This is a genomic window from Pseudomonas sp. EL_65y_Pfl2_R95, from assembly GCF_963971045.1.
Lineage (GTDB): Bacteria > Pseudomonadota > Gammaproteobacteria > Pseudomonadales > Pseudomonadaceae > Aquipseudomonas.
In genome coordinates this window covers 511,381-526,890 of the sequence record NZ_CAXAOV010000002.1, presented here as the reverse complement: position 1 = coordinate 526,890, position 15,510 = coordinate 511,381, and the positions used below count along the sequence as shown (strand labels likewise).

At 57.6% G+C, this 15,510-nt stretch carries 13 protein-coding genes and 1 riboswitch; of the genes, 1 reads left to right on the top strand and 12 read right to left on the bottom strand.

The genetic code is table 11. The annotated features are described in order from the left end of the window. Window positions 1-36 precede the first annotated feature (36 nt). From uca to AACY09_RS10260, 6 genes are all read right to left on the bottom strand, one after another. Entirely contained in the window at window positions 37-3,660 is a 3,624-nt protein-coding gene (gene uca / locus AACY09_RS10285) for an urea carboxylase (protein ID WP_339487692.1), read from the bottom strand. A gap of 200 nt (window positions 3,661-3,860) precedes the next feature. Further along, window positions 3,861-4,502, bottom strand: coding sequence for an urea amidolyase associated protein UAAP2 (locus AACY09_RS10280; protein WP_339487690.1), 642 nt, complete (start codon window positions 4,500-4,502; stop codon window positions 3,861-3,863). A gap of 10 nt (window positions 4,503-4,512) precedes the next feature. Continuing rightward, window positions 4,513-5,241, bottom strand: a complete 729-nt coding sequence (locus AACY09_RS10275; RefSeq protein WP_339487688.1) for an urea amidolyase associated protein UAAP1 — start codon at window positions 5,239-5,241, stop codon at window positions 4,513-4,515. Window positions 5,242-5,251: 10 nt separating this feature from the next. Continuing rightward, window positions 5,252-6,061 carry an ABC transporter ATP-binding protein gene (locus AACY09_RS10270; protein WP_339487686.1) on the bottom strand — a complete coding sequence of 270 codons (810 nt, stop codon included), beginning with the start codon at window positions 6,059-6,061 and terminating at the stop codon, window positions 5,252-5,254. Next, window positions 6,058-6,873, bottom strand: a complete 816-nt coding sequence (locus tag AACY09_RS10265) for an ABC transporter permease (protein ID WP_339487685.1) — start codon at window positions 6,871-6,873, stop codon at window positions 6,058-6,060. The genes AACY09_RS10270 and AACY09_RS10265 overlap by 4 nt, the downstream gene beginning before the upstream one ends. Before the next feature lie 61 nt (window positions 6,874-6,934). Beyond that, entirely contained in the window at window positions 6,935-8,002 is a 1,068-nt protein-coding gene (locus AACY09_RS10260; protein WP_339487682.1) for a putative urea ABC transporter substrate-binding protein, read from the bottom strand. A 63-nt stretch (window positions 8,003-8,065) separates the two neighbouring features. Further along, window positions 8,066-8,172, bottom strand: a riboswitch (guanidine-I (ykkC/yxkD leader). 339 nt (window positions 8,173-8,511) lie between these two features. Between AACY09_RS10260 and AACY09_RS10255 the strand changes: the two genes are divergently transcribed. Next, window positions 8,512-8,997, top strand: coding sequence for a hypothetical protein (locus AACY09_RS10255; RefSeq protein ID WP_339487680.1), 486 nt, complete (start codon window positions 8,512-8,514; stop codon window positions 8,995-8,997). A 79-nt stretch (window positions 8,998-9,076) separates the two neighbouring features. Here AACY09_RS10255 and AACY09_RS10250 read toward each other — a convergent pair whose 3' ends face one another. From AACY09_RS10250 to AACY09_RS10225, 6 genes are all read right to left on the bottom strand, one after another. Next, window positions 9,077-9,715 carry an ion channel gene (locus tag AACY09_RS10250; RefSeq protein ID WP_339487678.1) on the bottom strand — a complete coding sequence of 213 codons (639 nt, stop codon included), beginning with the start codon at window positions 9,713-9,715 and terminating at the stop codon, window positions 9,077-9,079. A 113-nt stretch (window positions 9,716-9,828) separates the two neighbouring features. Next, on the bottom strand, window positions 9,829-10,713 hold the full coding sequence (gene mmsB / locus AACY09_RS10245) for a 3-hydroxyisobutyrate dehydrogenase (protein ID WP_339487676.1): 885 nt from the start codon (window positions 10,711-10,713) through the stop codon (window positions 9,829-9,831). 29 nt (window positions 10,714-10,742) lie between these two features. Next, a complete protein-coding gene (locus AACY09_RS10240; protein ID WP_339487674.1) occupies window positions 10,743-11,846 on the bottom strand; it encodes an enoyl-CoA hydratase/isomerase family protein in 1,104 nt (367 codons plus the stop codon). A gap of 18 nt (window positions 11,847-11,864) precedes the next feature. After that, the gene (locus tag AACY09_RS10235; RefSeq protein ID WP_339487672.1) at window positions 11,865-12,683 is read right to left on the bottom strand and encodes an enoyl-CoA hydratase; all 819 of its coding nucleotides are present in this window, start codon (window positions 12,681-12,683) and stop codon (window positions 11,865-11,867) included. Between the two features lie 21 nt (window positions 12,684-12,704). Next, complete coding sequence (locus AACY09_RS10230) at window positions 12,705-13,868, bottom strand: isobutyryl-CoA dehydrogenase (RefSeq protein ID WP_339487670.1); 1,164 nt, start codon at window positions 13,866-13,868, stop codon at window positions 12,705-12,707. A gap of 81 nt (window positions 13,869-13,949) precedes the next feature. Then, window positions 13,950-15,443: a CoA-acylating methylmalonate-semialdehyde dehydrogenase gene (locus AACY09_RS10225; protein WP_339487667.1), complete on the bottom strand. Its 1,494-nt coding sequence runs from the start codon at window positions 15,441-15,443 to the stop codon at window positions 13,950-13,952. Window positions 15,444-15,510: the final 67 nt, after the last annotated feature.

The following is a 15,510-nucleotide window of genomic DNA, read 5'->3' as shown; positions in this document are numbered from 1 at the left end:
GATTAACTGGCGAACTGAGTGCAAATAAATAAGTGATTATTGTTCGAGCACCGCAACCCGCTGGCCTGCTCGAATCGCAGAGCCGGGTTGCACGCTGATGCTTTTGATCACGCCGTCGTGGGGTGCCAGTAATGGGATTTCCATCTTCATCGACTCCAGAATCACCAGCACATCACCGGCGCTGACGCGGCTGCCTTCACTGACCTGTACCTGCCAGAGATTGCCGGCGATATGGCTTTCAATGGCATGCTGACCGGCACTCAGGGGCGCATCTTCCGGCAGTTCGACTGGCCCTTCTTCGCTTTCGAAGTGCGCTTGGCCGCTGTCGATCCAGCGTTGGCGTTCGGCGGCGAAGGCGCCCCGTTGCTGGCTGCGAAATGCAGCAATTTCATCGGCTTCGTCGGTTAAAAAATGCTGATAGTCAGCCAGTGACAATTCGTTGTGTTCGATTCGCAAATCAAAGCGACCGAGCGGGAAGTCGCGGCGGATTTGCAGCAAATCTTCGGCGCTGACCGGGTAGAAACGAATCTGGTCAAAGAACCGGAGCAGCCACGGCTTACCGTCAAATGCAGCGACTTCGCGGTAGCGATTCCACATCTGCAATGTACGCCCCACAAACTGGTAACCGCCGGGACCTTCCATGCCGTACACGCACATATAGGCGCCGCCAATTCCCACGGAGTTCTCTGCGGTCCAGGTGCGCGCCGGGTTGTATTTGGTGGTGACCAAACGATGGCGCGGGTCCAGTGGGGTGGCAACCGGAGCCCCGAGGTACACATCGCCAAGGCCCATTACCAGATAGCTGGCCTCGAACACCGTGCGGTACACCTCGTCCAGGTTTTCGAGGTCGTTGATACGGCGGATAAACTCCAGATTGCTCGGGCACCAAGGCGCGTCTTTTCGCACCGTGGTCATGTATTTTTCGATTGCCAGTTGGCATGCCGGATCGTCCCAAGACAGCGGCAAATGCACAATGCGCGACGGCACCGTTAGGTTTTGGCTGGCGCAAACAGCGTCCCACTCGCCCGCAACAATGGTCAACAAAGCCTCGAGGCTCAGCGTCTCTGGCTGGTAGTGGACTTGTAGCGAGCGAATGCCCGGTGTCAGGTCGATAACACCGTCCAGTGCCTTGCTCTCCAGTGCCTGCATCAATGCGTGGGCTCTGAAGCGCAGGACCAGGTCCAGCTCAGGTGCACCGATTTCCAGCAGCAGATGGGTGTCGCCGGAAAGCCGGGCAACCAGGCGGGTGTCGTCCTGACCCAGATCGAGCACGATCGGTGAGATCAAGTCGCTATGTAGAGCAGGGATTTCTGCATTGCTCAAGGAGGTGGCATAGGTTTGCGCTGCAAGTGCATCGAGCTCGCTAAGGCGTGACTGCGCCAGTGCCCGCGCGGTGTTGATATCGACCGCGGTGAAGCGGACTTTATCACCGGCTTTAAGCTGACCGAGTTGCCACAGGTCGGCTTCGATGATGGTCACCGGGCAAACAAAACCGCCAAGGCTCGGGCCGTCTGGGCCGAGAATTACCGGCATGTCACCGGTAAAATCGACCGCGCCAATGGCGTAAGGGTTGTCGTGAATATTCGAGGGGTGCAAGCCGGCTTCGCCGCCGCTTTCACGCACCCACTGCGGTTTCGGGCCGATCAACCGTACGCCGGTGCGGCTGGAGTTGAAATGGACCTCCCAGGCCGTGCTGAAAAAGATCTTGATGTACTCTTCGCTGAAGTATTCAGGCGCGCCGTGGGGGCCGTAAATTACCCGCATCTCGCGCACGGCCGGCAGCTCGCTACACAGCGCAGCGGGCAAGCTTTCGCCGCTACTTGCCTGGGTCAGCTTGGCCAGATGCAAGACATCACCCGCGCGCAATGCGCGGCCACCATGACCGCCAAACTGACCGAGGGTGAAGGTGCTTTTGCTGCCCAGGTAATCCGGCACTTGCAGGCCGCCGCGCAGGCACAGGTAGCTGCGTGCCCCGGCGCCACTGATGCTGCCAATACTGAGCAGGCTGCCTGTATTGATTTTTATGGCCGTGTTCAGCGGCTGGTCGATGCCATCGAGCTGCAAGGCAATGGCGGCACCGGTCACGGCTATAACTGCGTCGGTATTGAAGCGCAGCGTCGGCCCGCTCATGGTTATTTCCAGCGCCGCGGCACCTTGCGGATTACCCAGCAGGCGATTGCCTAGACGCAGGGCTCGATCATCCATTGGCCCGGAGGGTGGAACACCAACGGCCCAGTAGCCGAGGCGACCGGGGTAGTCCTGTACGCTGGTTTGCGTGCCCGCGCTGAGGACTTCGATGGTTTCGGCTTGGTAGTGCAATCCTTCGAGGCAACGGGTCCATGGATTGCCCTCTGCGAAGGGTGCGTAACTGAGGATTTGGCGTAAATAGTCGCGGTTGTTTTCCACCCCGTACAGAGTGGTTTCAGCCAAGGCATGGGCTAGCGCTGCGCGCGCCGCTTCGCGGTTGTCTGCCCAGCAAATCACCTTGGCGATCATCGGGTCGAAGTACGCAGGTATCTCACAACCGGCTTCAACCCAAGTGTCGATGCGCAACGCTTTGCCATCGGCTTCGGGGAAGTGGACACTGGTCAATAATCCCGGGCTTGGTTGAAAGTCACGACCCGGATCTTCGGCATAAACCCGTGCCTGCATTGCATGGCCGCTGGGGTTTAGCTGCGCTTGAAGTTGGCTTAGTGGCGCCAGTTCGCCAGCGGCCAGTTCAATCATCCAGCTGACCAGATCAACGCCCCAAACCTGCTCAGTCACGCCATGTTCTACTTGCAGGCGGGTGTTCACCTCCAAAAAGTAAAAGCGCTCGGCGTGGCTGTCGTAGACGAACTCAACAGTGCCCGCGCTGCGGTAGTTGATGGCCTTCGCCAGTTTGATGGCGGCTGCGCAAAGTTCTTCGTCCATACCGGTTGGCAGGTTTGGCGCCGGGGTTTCTTCGATGACTTTCTGGTTACGCCGCTGCACTGAGCAATCGCGCACGCCAAGCGCGAGCACTTCGCCTTGGCCGTCGCCAAAGATTTGCACCTCAAGGTGACGGGCATGTTCGATGTACTTTTCGATAAATACACCGGAATCGCTGAAGTTGTTTTGGCCGAGGCGTTTTACCGTCTCAAAAGCCTCATTCAGCTCGTTGGCATCGCGGCACACACGCATGCCGATGCCGCCGCCACCGGCGGTGCTTTTCAGCATCACCGGGTAGCCGACGCTTGCACCTGCGCTTAACGCTGCGTCGAGGTTTTCCAGCAACTCGGTGCCTTCAAGCATGGGCACGCCTTGCGCTTTAGCCAGTGCGCGGGCGGTGTGTTTGAGGCCAAAGATCCGCAGGTGCTCAGGGGTTGGCCCGACAAACGCAATACCGGCAGCTTCACAGGCTTCGGCGAATGCGGCGTTTTCTGAGAGGAAGCCATAGCCCGGATGAATCGCCTTAGCGCCGGTTTCGCGCGCTGTGGCGAGAATTTTTTGCACCTGTAAATAGGTGTCGGCGGCCGGGCCGTCACCGAGACTAAAGGCCTCATCGGCCTGTTGAATATGCAGGCTGGCAGCGTCGGCTTCGGCATACACGGCAACGCCTTGCACACCGAGCGTGCGCAAGGTGCGCAAGATGCGGCAAGCAATGGCGCCGCGGTTAGCGATCAGCAGTTTATTGAACATGTTTTACGTCCCTCGAAAGGGCAGCGGGCCGTCCCGCTGTGGCTGAGCTGCGCCACGGTCGTCCGCGGCTGAATGTCTGGTGTAGGTCTGTATGATGCTTTAGTCAGGCTTGGCCGGGGCGGGCTTGTCCGGCTGGTGCAAGCATTGTCCCGAACGGCTCTGGCAAAGATTAAATAGCCACTGGCGCAAGCGTGCGTTGATCAGTCCCATATCAATACCTCAGCGGGTGTCGGGTTGTAGGCGTTGCACGGGTTGTTGAGCTGCGGGCAGTTGGAGATCAATACGATGATGTCCATCTCGGCGCGCAACTCGACGTATTTCCCGGCAGCAGAGATGCCGTCTTCGAAGGTCAGGCCGCCTTGCGGGGTGACCGGCACATTCATAAAGAAGTTGATGTTGGCGCTGATGTCGGCTTTGTTCAGGCGTCCGTCGTGCAGACTGGCGCGCAGGAAGTTATCGCGGCAACTGTGCATATAGCGTTTGTCGAGGGCGTAGCGCACGGTGTTGCTTTCCTGTGCACAGGCACCCCCGAGGGTGTCGTGACGGCCGCAGGTGTCAGCGGTGATGGTCAGCATCGGCTGGCCAAGATTGGAATAGAGCACGGTGCCTGTGGTGAGGTAGACGCGGTTTTGTTTACGCAACGTGCGCTGCACGTCATAGCGCTCACGCGGATTACGCGCGCTGTAAAACAAGGTGTCGACCGCTTGGTTACCTTCAAGGTCGAGCAGGCGCAGGGTTTGCCCGGCTTTAACCTCGGTCATAAACGGCTCGCCTGCCCCAATGTGGGCGCGGAAGATGGCGGCCTCGCTGTGTTTTTCGCTTTGAATCAATTGCTCAGACATGGGCCGCTCCTCAGATGTAAAGACGTTCGGTGTTGTGGAAGGCGCGCGTATTTTCTTCACGCGAGGAGCGGCACAGCACGCTGATGCCGTCGCTTTCGACCTTGTGCCAGCTCAGTTGCAGCGGCTTGGGGGCGTAGCTCGGGTTAGGGTCCATCGGATGCTGCAACGCGGTGAGCACCACCAAGGTATCCATCGGTGCGTAGAGTTCGATGTAGTCACCGGCGTGCGAGTTGTCCGCTTCGAAATGGAAGCAGCCATCGCTGTCGACACTGACCTTGCTGAACAGGTTGAGGCACATCAGCAGGTCTTGCAGGTTGAGATTCCACTTGCCCATCTCGACCAACAGGTTGTCGACGCCATTGCGATAGAAGCCGTTGCGCAGTGCTTGATAGCTGCCTTCACCGTATTTTTCCGCGACTTCTTCAGCGTTGAGCACACCGCCAAAGCTGTCATGCCAGCCGCAGGTGTCGGCGGTAATGGCCGCGAGTACCCGGCCCATGTCCGAGTACAGGCAATGGCCGCTGGTGAGTTTGGCGGTGTGCTGACCCTTGAGTGAATCGGGCAGGCTCAGGCGCTCGCTTTTCTCATTGGCATTGAGCAGCATCAGGCTGGCATTGGCGTTGCCTTCAAGGTCGGTGATGCGCAGTAGTTGCCCGCGCTTGAGAACAAAGGAGGTGTGGCCGCCACCGGGGATGAATTCTTCATAGAGTGTCGGCCGAAAGGTTAATGAGGCAGTCATCGGAAGCTCCTTAAACAGCGGGTTGCAGGCTGGCAGCAACGTGCGCGGGCAGCTCATCGAATGCGGCGCGGTTGGCGCGGCGCTCGTGGTTAAGTGGGATGTCATAGGTAATGCGCGCGCCAAAGGCATTCGGCGCATGGGGGTCGATGCGGGTCTTGTCGAACACCAGCAGGCGGGTGCCCAGACTGAAGCCTTCAGAGAGGTCGTGGGTGACCATAAATACGGTCAGCTTGATTTCGTTCCACAGCTCCAGCAGCAGGCCGTGCATGTCTTTGCGAATACCCGGGTCGAGTGCACCGAAGGGTTCGTCAAGCAGCAATATGCGCGGCTTCATGATCAAGGCTTGAGCAATTGCCAGGCGTTGCTGCATGCCGCCCGAAAGCTGGCTGGGGTACTTGTCGAGGGCATGGCCCAGCCCCACCTTGGTCAGCAACATGGCTGCTTGCTCGCGCGCTTCACGCTTGGCGGTGCCGAATAATCGGCCCAGCACAGGTGATTTGGGCAACTCCAAGCCAATCGCTACGTTGTCCAGTACGCTGAGGTGCGGAAACACCGAATAGCGCTGGAACACCACACCACGACTGGCATCGGGTTCACCTGCCAGCGGTTGGCCAGCGAGCAGGATTTGACCTTTGCTCGGGCGTTCTTGACCCAGCAGCAAGCGCAGGAAGGTCGATTTGCCGCAGCCGGACGCGCCGACCAAGGTGCAAAATTCACCTTCGTTTATCGACAGGTTCAGGCGTTCCAGCACCACTTGATCGGCGTATTGCTGCCAGACGTTATTGACTTCAATAAAGCTGCTTTGATTTGACCGGGTCATGCCTTGGCCCCTTCGTACCACGGGAACACCAGGCGTGCGGTTTGCCGCAGCCCCAGGTCCATCAGCCAGGCGAGTAGGGTGATCCACACCACGTACGGCACGATCACATCCATGGCCAGATACCGGCGTACCAGGAAGATGCGGTAGCCAAGCCCATCAGTGCTGGCGATGGCTTCGGCGGCAATCAAAAACAGCCAGGCCGAGCCGAGCACCAGACGCAGGGCAATCAGTAAGCGCGGCAGCAAGTGCGGCAACACCACTCGCAGCATTAGCGTCCAGGTATTGGCACCCAGGGTTTGCGCCTTGATCAGCAACTCGGATGGGATTTCCCGGGCACGTTGTTCAAGGTCGCGGGCCAGCACTGGTGTGATACCGATAACAATAAGCATCACCTTGGACAACTCGCCCAAGCCAAAAACGATAAACAGGATCGGCAATATCGCCAGCGGTGGCACCATCGACAGCACCGTGAGCAGGGGCGATAGTGGCGCGCTGAATAGTGGCAACGTACCGGCCGCGATGCCTAGACACAGGCCGACAACTGCTGCGATACCGAGACCCATGCCCAGGCGTTTCAAGCTAGAGAGAGTGTCTTGCCAGAACAGGTAGTTGCCGCTGCGTTTATCTTCGGTAAAGGCCAGGCGATCAACCGCAGCAACCATTTGCGTGGCGCTGGGCAGCAATTTGTCATTTGGGTTTTCAGCCAGGCGATTGGCAGAGCCGATAAAATAGGCGAACAGCAGCAGTGCAAAGGGCAGTAGCACCAGCATCAATCGACCGGATCTATCAGGGTGACGGTTGATTAAGCGCATTAAGTCGTCCCGCATAAAGTGAGGCGTCTGCGGCTCACTAAGAGCCGCAGGTGTGATTGGCCTAAAGGCTCTTGTCGGCTGCCATTTGCATGTAGCTTGGGTCGAAGCGCAGTTTGATATTGCTCTTGTCGCCGGTGCTAACGCCCTTGGCGAAGCTCATGCCGACCGCTTCTGCAGTTTGTGCACCTTCACCCAGCAAACCGTGGTTGAACGAGAATTCGGCGACTTTACTCATGGTTGCAGGCAGTTTCGGGCTGTTGGCGAATGCCACGGCATCGCTGGCGTTGTAAAACATCTTGGTGGCGGCGAGCTGCGACTCGTAACCTGCCAAATCAGTGCCTGAGGCTTTAGCCATGCTTTCCCGCGCAGCCTTGCCTTCGGCGGTGTCGGCACTCATGGTCGCCATCACTTCATACCAAGCGCCGGTCAGGGCTTTGCCGAAGTTGGGGTTGTCTTTGAGGGTTTCGCTGTTAACCACCATCAAATCGATGATCTCGCCCGGGATCTTGCTCGAGTCAAAGACTTTGGTGACATTTGGGGTGGCTTCAATCTCAGCCAGCAACGGGTTCCAGGTGGTGACGGCTTTGACGTCATCGGTCTGGAAGGCCGCCACCATATCGGCGTCTGAGGTATTGACCACCTTGAGGTCTTTCTCGCTGAGGTTGGCGCGCTCTAGGCCACGGGCCAGCAAATAGTGCGAGACCGACAATTCAACCAAATTGACTGGCATGCCTTTAAGGTCGGCGAGGGTTTTATTCTTGCCCTTGAGCACCACACCATCGTTGCCGTTGGAGAAATCGCCGATAATCAGCGCCGTTGAGTCAACGCCGCCAGCCGCAGGAATGGTCAGCGCATCCATGTTGGTCATGGTGCAACCGTCAAACTGGCCTGCGGTGTATTGATTGATGGATTCGACGTAGTCGTTGATCTGCACCACATCAATATTGATGTCGTATTTTTTCGCCCATTTGTCGACGATGCCCTGAGCCTTGGCGTATTCCCAAGGCATCCAGCCAGCGTAAATGGTCCAGCACACACTGAAGTTGTCTTTCTGGGCAGCAGGGGCGTTGATGCTGATCGCGGCGGCTAAGGCAGCCGCCAGTAGGGAGAACAGACGGGTTGTACGCATGTGGAACCTCCAGTTCGAAATTGGGCAGGCAGGAGTTCGCGGCGGATCCTCAAATGAGGCGCGTTCTCCCGGGCTTTTATCCCGCCGTGTAACCTCACTGGAGGTCGCCAACTCTCGGACCAGCCACTCATCGAAATTGTCGGTGAGCCGGAACCCTAGTCAGCTATTTGCAAATTGTCAGCCGCGTCCCCGATGCCTTAAACAGCAGCGAGGTGTCCTGCTTCAACTTAGCTAAAGCGAACATCGTGCCAGTTGATTCGAAGCCTCTAGAACGGGATTTATCGGCGTGGTGGATGGGGCTCGAAAAGCCTATTGCATCGCATTGGTGCGTGGATTGATTGGCGTGCTGCGATGCAGGGCGATTTGGCGGGCTGGCAGGGGTGGTAATTGCGACTGCTTGTTACAGGCGTGGCACTTACATTCGAACCGGGGTGTCTTAGTTCAAAGCGTACTGCGCATGCTTTCAGTTTCTGATTTTTCTTAATTGTTGCGCAGTGAGTGAGGCAGCTATGTCGATTAAATCGGTTTGTGCGTTATTGCTGGGCCTGTCGGTGGGCGGCTGCGCCGTGTATGACGACAGCTACGGCTATGGCGGTAACGGTGGCTATTATCAGGGCAGCCCGTATTCGGGTGGCTATTACCGGGCGCAGCCTGCTCCGGTGTATGTTGAGCGCCGTTATGCCGCGCCACGGGTTTATGTGCAGCCGCGCTACTACCAGCAGCGTATTTATGCGCCAGCGCCAAGGTATTACAGCTCGCCGCGCTATCGGGGTGACCGTCAATTGCATCAGGGGCGCGATCAGCGCGACCACCATTATCAGGTTCAGGGCAACAAACATCAGAGCCATCAGCAAGGCTCGCGGCAACAGCACCGTTCTTACTCGGCGGACCGTCGGCAGGCTGACCACCGCTCCGGGCAGCGGCGTCAGCAGTCATCTGTTCAGGCGCACCGCAATGATGGCCGCCAGCAGCATCGCCAGCGCTTGCAGCGCTAAGTCCATCACTCGTGGCATAGCAAAACGCCCCGGTAGATAGCGGGGCGTTTCGGTTGGCCGGCAAGCTCAGCTGTGCAGGTTAATCGATAGGATCGTTGTCACTCATCAGCACCAAGGTACGGGCGACAGCAACGGCAATAAACATCACACCGGCGAAGGCTTCGGCACCCGCTAACAGGCGTGCTGCCGGTGCAAGTGCGTGGATATCACCGTAGCCAACTGTGGTTAGCGTGACCAGGCTGTAGTAGACGAAATCATCCAGCTGTAACTGCCCATGTTGAGTCCAGAAAGCATTGGGCACGAAGCCGTTAATCACGTGGTATGCAGCTGCGAAGGCCAGTGCCAGTTGCAAATACAGTGCGAGTAGACCGTAGAGAAGCTCTTGGGTTACGGGCCGTTCGTGAATGACTCGGTTAAAAAGGGCGTAGACAACCAGTAGGTAGAAGGCGATCAGGCCAAAGCCATCACTGAGCGGGCCGGGGATGATCATAAATTGTTCTAGAAATAGTATGCCCAGGTTCGCGACGCCCAAGGTCAGCGCAATTCTGAGCAACACACCTTTGTGGCGCAGAGTGTTCACAGCGGACAGCACTAACAGTGAAAAGGCAATCCATTGCAAGGCGAGGGCCGGAGCAGGCCAACCACTGACGCAAGTGAGCAATATGCTGCTGAAAAACAACAAGCGAAAGCGGTAGCGCAATAAGAAGGCGTTGATCACGAGCACATCCCTGAGGCAAATAGTCAGCTTGAATGGGCTGAGTTGTCGCACAGTATATAAGGATATGAGCTGACGGGTTCTGTAGCCAAATCACACAACCCGTTTAGCCGCGCCTACTCGATAAACAGCTGCTGGATGATCGAGAAATCTTGCTTGCCTTTGCCCTGTTTGAGCAGCATGCGGTAGAGCTGCAAGGCCAGTGCGCCCATCGGCGCGCTGTTGCCAAAGTGCTGCGCGGTTTCCTGGGCAAGGCCGAGGTCCTTGGCCATCAGTTCAGCCATAAATCCGCCGCTGTAGCCTTTGCTGGCTGGAGCAGTTTCCATGACCCCAGGCCACGGATTGTATTTTTCCAGGGTCCAATTACCGCCGGAGCTTTGGCGCATGATTTCGGCCAGTGTTGCAGGGTCCAGCCCATTGGCAACACCCATGGCCATCGCTTCTGCAGTGGCAATCATTTGCACGGCAAGCACTTGGTTGTTGCACACCTTGGCCACTTGGCCAGCGCCATCGGGGCCGGCATGAAAGATGTTTTTACCCATTAACTCGAAGATCGGTCTGGCGTGCGCAACATAGGCTGGGTCGCCGCCGATCATAAAGGTCAGGGTGCCTGCCGCCGCTCCTGCCGTACCGCCTGAAACCGGAGCGTCGAGCATGTGGATACCGCGCTCTTTGGCGGCTCGGTGCACGCTGCGCGCAGACTCAGGGGCGATGGTTGAGCACTCCAGCACCAAGGTTCCGGCCTGCAAACTGGCAAGCAATCCAGACTCGCCCAGATACAAGCCTTCAACGTGACGGCTTGCGGGCAGCATGCTGATGACTATTTCTGCACCGATAACAGCGTCATGGGCGCTTTGCGCAGCGGTGGCGCCCTCGCGGGCGAGCTCTGCTACCGAGTCTGCGACCAGGTCGAATACGCGTAAGAGGTGGCCTGCGCGAAGTAAATTGCGGGCCATCGGCAGCCCCATGTTGCCAAGACCGATAAAAGCGATAGTTGTCATTGTTGTTGTCCTATCTGTGAAAGGCTCAGTTAGAGGTCAGCCAGCGGGTGCTCGCCTTGCCAGACGGGCTCAAAGTGGGCTGCGATAATTTCCTCGGTGATGCTGGCTACATCTGGCCAATGCCATTTCGGTGTTTGATCTTTGTCGATCAGACGCGCGCGTACGCCCTCGGCAAACTCCGGGTGGCGGCAGCAATTGAGGCTCATGGCGTATTCCATGCGAAATACTTGGGCCAATGACAGGTGTTTGGCCCGGACAATTTGCTCCCAGACCAAATGCGCCGTCACGGGGCAGCCGTTAGCCAGTGTTTTAGCGGCGCGGGCGATGAGTTTGTCATCATCGCTCTGCAACTCAACTAATGCGTTGTAGGCATCTACCAGATCGGCATGGTCGAGTAGCTGATCAATCCGCGTGCGACGCGGCAGCCACTGCGCCTCAGGCAATTCTCCCAGTGCATGCTGCTCAAGTGCTTTGAGCAAACTGTGCAACTGCGTTTCAGGTTGGACTTGCCAATTGAGCTGAACCAAGCCCTCGAGCAGTTCATCCTGCTGGCTGTCGAGCATAAACCGATCAGCCAGATCAAGGTCCAGCGCGTCACGGGCATTCATGCTGCTTGCTGTCAAACCAAGGAATACGCCGAGTGCGCCCGGCATTCTTGCGAGAAACCAGCTACCGCCAACATCTGGATACAAGCCAATATTGATTTCAGGCATGCCCAAGCGACTTGATGGCGTGACGATGCGGGTGCTCGCACCTTGCATTAGCCCCATTCCACCGCCCAGGACATGGCCGTGGGCCCAGCAGATAAAAGGTTTGGGGAAGGTGTGTATTCGGTAATCAAGGCGGTATTCATCAGCGAAAAAACGTCGCGCCAATGGCGGCACTTCGTTGGGGTGGGCACGGCACTCTTCCACCAGTTGCACCACATCGCCACCGGCGCAGAAGGCTTTTGGGCCGTTGCCGCGCAGCAATACACAGGCAATTTGTGGGTCGTCCGCCCATGCGGCAAGCTTTGCATCAAGCGCTTCTATCATCGGCAGCGTCAGCGCGTTGAGGCTTTTTTCAGCATCGAGCGTGGCGACGCCAATGCTGACGCCGTGCAGGCTGGGAATTTCTTCAAATATAAGATTCATCAGCTTTCCATTCTGGGCTTAGCGATTACGCCATTGCGGATCACGCTTTTCGAGAAATGCATTAACCCCTTCGCGGGTGTCATCGGCATCGAACAGGTCGACAAAGCGTTCACGCTCTTCCGGCAACCAGGTATTGGGATTGCGTTCGCGTGCGCCTTGCAGCAAGGGTTTGATGGTGCGCACCGCCACTGGACTTTGCCGCGCCACCTTGGCCGCCAAGAGCAGGGCATGGTTGCGCGCCTCACCGGTTTCAACCACTTGTTCAACCAGGCCGATGCGCAAGGCGGTGCTGGCATCGACGCGCTCACCACAGAGAATCATGCGCTTGGCCCAGCCTTCGCCAATCAGCCAGGGCAGTGCCTGAGTGCCGCCCGCACAAGGCAGCAAACCAACAGTGGCTTCTGGCAGCGCCATAAAGGCCTGTTCTTCAGCAATCCGAATGTCGCAGGCGAGGGCGCACTCAAGGCCGCCGCCCATGGCAAACCCATTGATGGCCGCAATCGAGACGCCGCGAAAGTCGCGCAGGGCTTCAAATGCCTGGCCAAACAAGCGCGCCATTTCCCGAGCCCGTGCTTTATCTCCATCGGCAAACAGCTTGAGGTCGGCACCCGCAGAGAAAAACTTGCCGCCCTGTCCGGTAATCACCAAGGCATAAATGTCGTCATCGCGATTAAGGTGTTCGACCAGTTGCTTAAGACCGATCAAGGACTCGCGGTCCCAGGTGTTGGCGGGGGGATGGTTGATGGTTATCAACGCGGTGTGCGCGTGTTTTTCGACCGTGAGTTTATGGGTCAGGTCAAATGCGCTGGGGTTGTAGGGTTCCACTGCTGTCGTCATAAAAACTCCGGATTTTTCATTTCACAGTAGGCGATCAAGCATGCCATCTTGCTGCAAAAGTCGGCGGGCAATAATGACCCGCATGATTTCATTGGTGCCTTCGAGTATTTGATGCACACGGCTGTCACGCACCCAGCGTTCCAGCGGATAGTCGTTTAGGTAACCATAGCCGCCGTGAATTTGCAGCGCCTCATTGCAGAGGGTGAAGCAATGGTCAGTGGCGAAGCGTTTGGCCATCGCGCAGTACAGGCTGGCCTCACTGTGCTGGCTATCCAGCTTGTAGGCGGCCATGCGCACCATCTGACGGCTGGCTGTAAGGTCGGTGAGCATGTCGGCCAACTTGAATTGCACGGATTGAAAGTCGCTCAACTGTTGGCCAAATTGTTTGCGCTCTTCGACATAGCGCAGCGACTGCTCGAGCGCTGCTTGCGCTGCGCCTAATGAGCAGCTTGCGATATTGATGCGGCCACCATCGAGGCCTTTCATGGCGTAAACAAAGCCTTGGCCCTCTGGACCGATGCGATTGCCTGCCGGTATACGCACGTTGGCGAAGGTGATGGTGCGGGTCGGTTGTGCGCACCAGCCCATTTTCAGTTCATTACGCCCGTAAGTAATGCCGTCGGTGTTGGCCGGGATTAAAAAGCATGAAATGCCTTTGGCGCCTTCGTCACCGGTGCGGGCCATGACGATAAGGACTTCGGTTGATCCGGCGCCGGAGATAAAGCACTTGCTGCCATTGAGCACGTACTCATCGCCCTCGCGCTTCGCACGGGTGCGTAAATTGGCGGCGTCAGAGCCAGCATCGGGCTCGGTCAAGCAATAGGAGGCCAGCAGTTCACCGCTGATCAAACCCGGCAGCCACCGGTCTTTCAAGGCAGGGTCAGCAAAAGAGGCGAGCATCCAGGTCGCCATGTTGTGGATACTGATAAATGCGGTGGTGGCGACGCAACCTGCGGCCAGCTGCTCAAATATAAGTGCGGATGACAGGCGCGACAGGCCGAGGCCGCCATTGTCTTCATCTATGTACAGGCCAAGAAAGCCTTGCTCCGCGGCTTTGCGGATAATATCGACTGGAAAGTGATGGTCGCGGTCCCAGTCTGCCGCCATTGGCGCCAGCTCTTTGCGCGCAAAAGCTTGGGCGCTGGCGATCAGCAAATGCTGTTCCTGACTTAAGTCAAAGTCCATGGCTCGTCCTTTTCGCAACAGTGACACAGGCATTGAAACGGGGTGAGTCACCTGCCATTTCAGGGACTCACTCGTTGCGAGTTACTTGAGTTGAATGGTCATGTTGTGGCTGGCCACTGAGTCTTCATCAAACCAGCGACTGGTGACGGTTTTGGTTTCAGTGAAAAAGCGCACGCCTTGTTTACCATAGGCGTGCAGGTCGCCGTAGAACGAACCTTTCCAGCCGGTAAACGAGAAGAACGGCAGAGGCACAGGCACGGGGACGTTGATTCCGACCTGACCCACTTCAACGGCATGCTGATAGCGCCGCGCGGCACCGCCGGAGCGGGTGAAGATCGAGGTGCCGTTGCCGTACGGACTGGCGTTGACCAGTTCAATGGCTTGCTCCAGCGTATCGACCTGCATGCACACCAACACCGGGCCAAAGATTTCTTCGCGGTACAGCGCCATCTTCTGGGTCACGCCGCTAAACAGCGTCGGGCCAACCCAATTGCCATTCGGGTAGCCTTCAACCTGACACTGCGAGCCGTCGAGCAAGCATTCTGCGCCCTCGGCTTTGCCTTCGGCGATGAGGCGCAGCACCCGCTGTTTGGCTTGCTGGTTGATCAATGGCCCGTAAGCAGCAGCGTTGTCATTCCAATAACCTGGCTTAAGTTCGGCCATCTGGTCGCGTAGTTGTTCGATCCATTGACTCGATTCGCCGACAAATACCGCCACGCTGATCGCCATGCACCGCTGACCGGCGGCGCCGCAACTGGCGCCAAGCAAGTTGCTCAAGACCTGATCTTTATTGGCGTCGGGCATGATCACCATGTGGTTTTTTGCCCCGGCGAAGGCTTGCACCCGTTTAAGGTGGGCGGTGCCGGTGCGGTAAACGTGCTGGCCAACCGGGACTGAGCCGACAAAGGAGATTGCACGCACATCCGGGTGAGTCAGCAGGCTGTCGACCACTTCGCGGGCGCCATGCAGCACTTGCAGCACGCCTTTGGGGGCGCCGGCTTCAATAAACAGTTCAGCAAGACGGTTGGGTGTCAGTGGGTCTTGTTCAGAAGGCTTGAGAATAAAAGTGTTACCAGCGGCAATGGCCAGCGGGAACATCCACAGTGGAATCATGGCTGGAAAGTTAAACGGCGTAATCCCTACGCATACGCCGAGCGGCTGAATCCAGCTGGCGGTATCGATATCGCGGGCCACATTCTCGGCGGTCTCGCCCATCATCAGGCTGGCGATATTGGCGGCTTGCTCAACCACCTCGATGCCGCGCCAGACATCGCCTTTGGCATCGGCAAGGGTTTTGCCGGTTTCTTGTGCAAGAATTTCGGCAAGTTCGTCGTGGTGTTCCTTGAGCAGATGCTGATAACGCAGCATGACCCGTGCGCGCTCTGGCACCGGCACTTCGCGCCATGTGAGGAATGCAGCCTTGGCGCTGGCTATCGCTGTTTCGATCTCTTCAGCAGTGGCTTTGGGCGCGAGCGCAAGCACCTCTTGGGTGGCCGGGTCGGTGACTTCGATAAATTCACTGCTGCGACTTTGCTGCCATTCGCCTTCGATCAACTGGGGAATTGTCCTGGACATCTTGCCTCCGCTGAAGACCTCAACGGCGCCCGCGATATGGGCGCAGCGCTTTAGGGTCTGATTGTTA

Excerpts from the sequence above, each read along its gene's own strand:
- AACY09_RS10270 (WP_339487686.1), bottom strand. The coding sequence starts at position 6,061 with ATGACCCGGTCAAATCAAAGCAGCTTTATTGAAGTCAATAACGTCTGG.
- AACY09_RS10275 (WP_339487688.1), bottom strand. The coding sequence starts at position 5,241 with ATGACTGCCTCATTAACCTTTCGGCCGACACTCTATGAAGAATTCATC.
- AACY09_RS10260 (WP_339487682.1), bottom strand. The coding sequence starts at position 8,002 with ATGCGTACAACCCGTCTGTTCTCCCTACTGGCGGCTGCCTTAGCCGCC.
- AACY09_RS10240 (WP_339487674.1), bottom strand. The coding sequence starts at position 11,846 with ATGAATCTTATATTTGAAGAAATTCCCAGCCTGCACGGCGTCAGCATT.
- AACY09_RS10265 (WP_339487685.1), bottom strand. The coding sequence starts at position 6,873 with ATGCGCTTAATCAACCGTCACCCTGATAGATCCGGTCGATTGATGCTG.
- AACY09_RS10255 (WP_339487680.1), top strand. The coding sequence starts at position 8,512 with ATGTCGATTAAATCGGTTTGTGCGTTATTGCTGGGCCTGTCGGTGGGC.
- AACY09_RS10230 (WP_339487670.1), bottom strand. The coding sequence starts at position 13,868 with ATGGACTTTGACTTAAGTCAGGAACAGCATTTGCTGATCGCCAGCGCC.
- uca (WP_339487692.1), bottom strand. The coding sequence starts at position 3,660 with ATGTTCAATAAACTGCTGATCGCTAACCGCGGCGCCATTGCTTGCCGC.
- AACY09_RS10280 (WP_339487690.1), bottom strand. The coding sequence starts at position 4,502 with ATGTCTGAGCAATTGATTCAAAGCGAAAAACACAGCGAGGCCGCCATC.
- AACY09_RS10235 (WP_339487672.1), bottom strand. The coding sequence starts at position 12,683 with ATGACGACAGCAGTGGAACCCTACAACCCCAGCGCATTTGACCTGACC.
- mmsB (WP_339487676.1), bottom strand. The coding sequence starts at position 10,713 with ATGACAACTATCGCTTTTATCGGTCTTGGCAACATGGGGCTGCCGATG.
- AACY09_RS10225 (WP_339487667.1), bottom strand. The coding sequence starts at position 15,443 with ATGTCCAGGACAATTCCCCAGTTGATCGAAGGCGAATGGCAGCAAAGT.